This is a genomic window from Pseudonocardia xishanensis, from assembly GCF_039541715.1.
GTDB lineage: Bacteria > Actinomycetota > Actinomycetes > Mycobacteriales > Pseudonocardiaceae > Pseudonocardia > Pseudonocardia xishanensis.
In genome coordinates this window covers 1-4,234 of sequence record NZ_BAABGT010000073.1, presented here as the reverse complement: position 1 = coordinate 4,234, position 4,234 = coordinate 1, and the positions used below count along the sequence as shown (strand labels likewise).

Here is a 4,234-nt window from a genome sequence, read left to right as displayed (position 1 = left end):
GTCAAGGCCGTCCTCGTCCTCATCCACGCCGGCTGAGGCCAAGTGGAAAGGGCTCATTGTCTCGTCGTCGCTCACATCGGACTCAACTCCCAGGAGCGCAGGCAGATGCCGTCGTACTCGTCACGTTCACCTATCGAGTCGGCTCGGGTTCGGCCGCTGCGGTTCCGCAACTACCCCCTGGTCCAAGCGGCCAAGTCGCTCGGAGCCCAGGGAGACACCAGGAAGGAACTAGTCCACGATCTCTACCGGCTGCTCGTCCTCAACGGCGTCCGACCCAACCAGCTCATCCGCAGCGTCGTTGAGCCCCCAGCTACACCGCTGGAGGTTCCGACCCTCACGATGAAGATGACGTGGTCAGTGGTCCGCTACGAGGTCTACGAAGCCACGCTGGAGATCCCGGCCGACCTCCCGACAGAGCACATCGACAAGCTCCTCGAGGCCCACGAGGACCGCCTCAGCCGCACGGAGAGGCTCGTCAGCCGGTCGCTCGGCACGTGGGAGGTCTTGGACCAGGTCGAGGCTGTGAACGCGCCCAGCGGCTCCCGGGAGCCTCAGGCAGCGTGAAGGTCAGCCCCTGCACAACATCCATCCGGATCGCGTGCAGGGGCTTCGACTTTTGTAACGCCCGTGGCTACCGACTCGACCAGTGACCTGAGCGAAGAGGTGAGTCGTGACCCAACGACATTGGATCTCAGGAAAGAGCGTCATTCTGGGCATACTGTCTGTCGCCGTCATGTTTGTGACATGGATTTGCTGGGACAACAGCTTCGCCGAGTCCGAAGAAGCCACAGCTCCAACCTTCCTCACAATCTTTGGCGACGGTGCGAGCATCAAGATTGAGGGCTACTACTATTCCGGCTCGTCGCCCAGGTCGGTCATAAGCGTGTTACCCAAAGTTATAGACGCACGACTGGCGCCAGGCTACATAATTGCTCAAGGCCGGTTAGAGGAGGAACTGATGTCGTGCGGAGCGGCTAATCTAACGGTAGTCGACACCCTACCCGGCCGTGTCGGTCGGCCCCCAGACAGCACGATTTTCAGATACGACTCGACGGCAGTCTGCTCTCTCACTAGCTCAGAGCCCGACCCTCTTTGGTCGACGTCCGGCAGCCGGGTCACCTTTCGCAGCCCATCAATATCCCTCAACCCGCTGGACCCTGCGCCGGCAGATTCAGCATCATGCGTACAGGTCGCCCTTAGAAGCTCGCCCCAGCTCAATGTGGAGGCTCAGGAACCTCCGGTTACGCCTGTCAAGCAAGAGTTCAACAGTAATAACGACAGACTGTTCAGCTGGGACGCCTGCGACGACGGGCAGCAGTTACCAAAGATCACGGCCGACCTGGACTTCACAGTCACGGTCTTCAACGACGCTTCGCTAGCTGACCGTGCGAACCGCTGGCTCTTCGCTGGGGGCGCTTTCGCTGGTTTGTTTGGCGCCTTGCTCCTAGAGTTCCTGCTCAGCTTCTTCCGTGACCCGCAGGAGCGCCGACCCCAAATCGTCAACCGCTTCTCTCGCCTGCGTCGCTAGCACCAGGAGACGAAGACGGGCGTGCCCCCGCACGAAGACTCCTCTACGTGCGGGGGCCGAGTCCTTGGTCAGACTCCCCCAGGCAAGGTGAAGCTCGCGTTGAACGGATCAGCCTTCGCCGACTCCTCGACGCTCCCGTAGTGGATCCGGCTGTTGTCGAGCGAGCTGATGAACGCGTGAACCACCGTGCACTTGGCGTTGCCTGCGAACTTGTAGTCGAAAGTCATCCGGTACGTGCCGTCGTACTTCGTGCCGGAGATCAGCTGCTGGGTCACCCAGTGGTTCCCGCTCGCGGTCCGCGCGGTCCCGTCCGGTGTCCAGCAGAAGACATCGGCGATGACAGCGCTGTAGCGGTCCGGGTAGCCGGGGTGTACTCGGTGAAGCCTTCCGGACTCGCTGCCTTCGCCGTGATGATGACGATGCCGCTCTTGGCCGTAGCCGTCAGCCAGTCGATCCTGAGTGGTGCGACGGGAGCCTTCTTGAGCTGGGCGTTGATCTTGTCCTTCATCCCCGCGACAGCCTTGATGACTGGCGAGGTACGGGGCTTCTGGTAGTGGCTCAGGTGGATCGGGACACCAGCGACAACGGACTTGGTGCTCCAGTCGCACACGATGTCGTTGCGGTCGCAGATGTCCGCGGTGTTGGCCGGGTCAGCGACGTCTCTCGGCTTCGGCACATCCGGCACCAGCCCGTAGAAGGCCGTCCTCACTCCCTTGGCACCCTGGTTGGCGTCCCCGAAACGGTTCGCCCCGGTCCCCCCGAACCGGTCACCATCCGCGATGAGGAACGTCCCGATGACCGACTTACCGGCATCGGTGCCCTTGAGCTCCCAGCCGGCCTGGTGGGTCGCCATGGCTCCCTGCGAGTACCCAGCCAGCACGAACTTCGACTTGCCGCGGCACTCATCGTTCTTGACGATCAGCTGGTTGACGATCTGCTGCCGCAGTCGAGCAGGTCAACGTCGCCCAGCAGTCCGCGGAAGCAGCCGTCGGGAGCGTCCGGGTATCGAGCCAACCGGCAGCAGCCTGGGTACAGAGCTACCTCCTTGCCACTCAGCCAGCCGTCGCGACGCTGGAGACCCTGAAGCTCCGGGAACAAGTTGCCAGCGCCCGCCTGGTGACTGTCCAGGCTGTAGGTCAGACCGCAGCGCCGTCATTGTGAAGCGCGACCCGATCTACACGCCGCCGCTGGAGATTGAGCTCGTCGTCCCCGACGCCATCGAGATTGAGCTGATCGTGCCTGACCCGATCGTCGTCGAGCTGATCGCCCGGCAGCTGTAGCCGCCTCAGCCTCTTAGCTGCTGACACGTGCAACGATGACGCGGTGGTAGCGATCATCGACGCGGGCAACATCTCGTCATTGCTCAGCAACCGACGGAACGACAAGACGAAGGCCGGAACCTGGAGCACCTCCTGGCGTAACCGGGAGTGGAGAACGGCTAAGCCTCAGGTCGCGCTTCTCCTTAACACCGACGGTTGGATTCAGTGGCTCGGCCGCGCTGAGCCCAGCAGGACCGTCTCTGATCGCGATACGCTTATTGAAGTATCTGAGATTGAAGAGATTGAGACTACGCTATACGCCACGCTCGCATCTGAAGCCAAGCTTACGGCCGCCGAAGCTCGAACGCTGGGGCCGATCTCTGTCGATGCAGGAGACAAGCTCATCGACACCCTCACCTCATTCTTCCCGCACTTAGAGGATTTGGTTGAGTGGCTGGGTCGAGACAACATTCGAATAAGCCCCAACGACGACCACGCGATACGCGTTAATGAGCAACGTGACGCCACCGGACTGCTCCTCGATATCAGTGGAGTTGGCCGTCGAGAACTTCGCCAAGGAAGGTTCAACCCATTCGAACAGCTTCCTTCGTTCCTTGCCTCTCAGCTTCCCCGTGCAGTCTCCGAGGAGACGCTGATCGATCACGACGTTAATGTCGTCCCAGGCATGGAGGCAATGCGAGGAGCGCATGTCGACTGGCGCATCTTCCAAAACGCCAACAATCGACTCTATGTCGCGAACACCAACATGGAGCCGCTGGAGCGGACGCTTGGCGTCGATGTTATCTATTACAACCAGGGCGATAACTCATTTGTCATGGTCCAATACAAGCGGATGATCAACAAGCGCGCCACTGGCACGAAGGAGCTTTGGTACCGGCCCGACGACCAGCTCTACTTGGAACTTGACCGGATGCGCGGCGTTGACGAGCTATGCATCCCGGCCCCGGACTCTGACTTCCGGCTACACAGCCAGGCGAGCTGGGTGAAACTCTGTGATCCAACAGCTGAGGTCGATAAGCCACACGAACTGATTCAAGGCATGTACCTACCTAGGGCCTACTTCGAAGCCCTCTTAGACTCACCGGACTGCAGAGGCCCAAGGGGACGGCCCCGGCTCGGGTATTCCAATGTGAAGCGGCATCTTTCAAACACCAGCTTCATCGACCTAGTCAAGTCCGGCTGGATCGGCAGCCACGGAGCTTCTTCCAGCAATCTCGAAGCAATCATCAGGCAAGTATTGACCGACCGCCGGGCACTTGTTCTTGGGGTCAAGCTAGATCAGCGACTACGCGCTTAGACATCATGCCGACAAAGGTCATGTGATGTTATGATTAACTCATCAAGCATCAATCCAGATGCAGCACTTAAGACGTCGTTTCAGAAGTCGGCGTGTCGGTCCTGTGTGGAGTCGTGCTGGTCGGTGATC

At 60.4% G+C, this 4,234-nt stretch carries 6 protein-coding genes; 4 read left to right on the top strand and 2 right to left on the bottom strand.

What is annotated here, in order from left to right; translation table 11 throughout:
• Positions 1-105: 105 nt before the first annotated feature.
• Together ABD993_RS23500 and ABD993_RS23495 are read left to right on the top strand one after the other, a co-directional pair.
• Entirely contained in the window at positions 106-564 is a 459-nt protein-coding gene (locus tag ABD993_RS23500; RefSeq protein ID WP_345422428.1) for a hypothetical protein, read from the top strand.
• Positions 565-1,219: 655 nt separating this feature from the next.
• On the top strand, positions 1,220-1,528 hold the full coding sequence (locus tag ABD993_RS23495) for a hypothetical protein (RefSeq protein WP_345422426.1): 309 nt from the start codon (positions 1,220-1,222) through the stop codon (positions 1,526-1,528).
• Positions 1,529-1,596: 68 nt separating this feature from the next.
• On the opposite strand, the gene ABD993_RS23490 is transcribed toward ABD993_RS23495, so the two are convergent.
• Entirely contained in the window at positions 1,597-1,803 is a 207-nt protein-coding gene (locus ABD993_RS23490) for a hypothetical protein (RefSeq protein ID WP_345422423.1), read from the bottom strand.
• Positions 1,800-2,408: a hypothetical protein gene (locus tag ABD993_RS23485; protein ID WP_345422421.1), complete on the bottom strand. Its 609-nt coding sequence runs from the start codon at positions 2,406-2,408 to the stop codon at positions 1,800-1,802. Before ABD993_RS23485 ends, ABD993_RS23490 begins: the two co-directional genes overlap by 4 nt.
• Positions 2,409-2,685: 277 nt before the next feature.
• On the opposite strand from ABD993_RS23485, the gene ABD993_RS23480 reads away from it, so the two are divergent.
• Positions 2,686-2,808 carry a hypothetical protein gene (locus tag ABD993_RS23480; protein WP_345422418.1) on the top strand — a complete coding sequence of 41 codons (123 nt, stop codon included), beginning with the start codon at positions 2,686-2,688 and terminating at the stop codon, positions 2,806-2,808.
• A 43-nt stretch (positions 2,809-2,851) separates the two neighbouring features.
• Positions 2,852-4,105, top strand: coding sequence for a hypothetical protein (locus ABD993_RS23475; protein ID WP_345422415.1), 1,254 nt, complete (start codon positions 2,852-2,854; stop codon positions 4,103-4,105).
• Positions 4,106-4,234 lie beyond the last annotated feature (129 nt).

What these genes read in the sequence shown, in the direction of transcription:
- ABD993_RS23500 (WP_345422428.1), top strand. Translation starts at nt 106, where the DNA reads ATGCCGTCGTACTCGTCACGTTCACCTATCGAGTCGGCTCGGGTTCGG.